Source organism: Oleiphilus sp. HI0132 (assembly GCF_001635845.1).
Map to the genome: position 1 here is coordinate 1 of NZ_LWGJ01000051.1, position 1,107 is coordinate 1,107.

The following is a 1,107-nucleotide window of genomic DNA, read 5'->3' on the forward strand; positions in this document are numbered from 1 at the left end:
GTAGTGAATAATGGAAGCTTTTAGAGCCAAATTAGTAGTCTATATCCTTAAATTCTTAGCGAGCCTTGGTTTAAGCAAAGCCCAGGCTCTCGGTCGTTTTATTGGTCGGATTCTATGGATGGGCGACTCCGAGACCACACGTGTCACCAAAGAAAATATCTCGCATTGTTATCCCGAGCTATCAGAAAGCGACCAGAGAGAGCTAACACGGCGCAGTCTACTTGAAACCGGTATGTTATTTGCCGAATTTGGAGTGATGTGGGAATGGCCCACTGAAAAGACTTTGAATTTAATTCGCTCGGTTGAAGGTAAAGAGCACCTTGACGCGATATTTGAAAAGGGTAAAGGAGCGATTGTATTGGCGCCTCATCATGGAAATTGGGAGCTAGTTGGTTTGTATTTATCAACGCTTCGACCGATGGCTGCTCTATACAAACCGCCTAAAATAAAAGCCTTGGAAGAATATATGTCTTCGGTGCGAGGTCGTCATGGTTCTGAGTTAGTGCCAACCAATAGGCGGGGCGTTATTCGTTTGTTTTCTATCCTCTCGGATCAGGGGATGGTTGGTATTCTGCCAGACCAGGTGCCAGGCGGAACGGGCGGTGTTAATGCTCCTTTTATGGGAATAGAGGCTAATACGGTAAAGCTTGTATCTCGCTTGATTGGCCGCACTGGCTGTGAAGTCGTGAGCTTGTGTGCGATTCGCCGTCCCAAAGGGGATGGTTTTGATATGGTGTTCAAACCAGCTGATCCTGAGATATATAGTGACGATATCGCTACATCCGTCGCGGCATTGAATCGCTCAGTTGAAGCATGTATCGAAAGTCATCCCGAACAATACCAATGGGAGTACAAACGCTTTAAAGGGATGACGATAGACGGGCGTAAGGCTTATAGTAAGCTTAACCCATAGATTGGTTTAACGCTGCTATTGAGAATAGCCTTCAATCAAATAATTCCAGTCATTGTGAGTCCACTTTATCCCATGCCTTGTTACTTCCTTTTCAAAGCTGCGTTTTAAGCGCTTCAGATTACTGCTTTTCCAGGCATGCTTTGGCTTTAACATTTTGGCGCGATCAAAGTCGATGAGCCAAAATAAGCCCTCTT

The 1,107-nt window shown here is 45.3% G+C and carries 2 protein-coding genes; one reads left to right on the forward strand and one right to left on the reverse strand.

All coding sequences use genetic code 11. The features are described from left to right. Positions 1 to 10: 10 nt before the first annotated feature. Positions 11 to 913: a lysophospholipid acyltransferase family protein gene (locus tag A3766_RS00825; RefSeq protein WP_068510241.1), complete on the forward strand. Its 903-nt coding sequence runs from the start codon at positions 11 to 13 to the stop codon at positions 911 to 913. Positions 914 to 928: 15 nt separating this feature from the next. Here the strand turns inward: A3766_RS00825 and A3766_RS32545 are convergent, their stop codons facing one another. Continuing rightward, positions 929 to 1,087, reverse strand: coding sequence for a lipopolysaccharide kinase InaA family protein (locus A3766_RS32545; RefSeq protein WP_369808587.1), 159 nt, complete (start codon positions 1,085 to 1,087; stop codon positions 929 to 931). Between the last annotated feature and the right edge of the window lie 20 nt (positions 1,088 to 1,107).

Bases quoted from the DNA above. Each gene is read 5' to 3' on its own strand.
- A3766_RS00825 (WP_068510241.1), top strand. From the start codon at position 11: ATGGAAGCTTTTAGAGCCAAATTAGTAGTCTATATCCTTAAATTCTTA.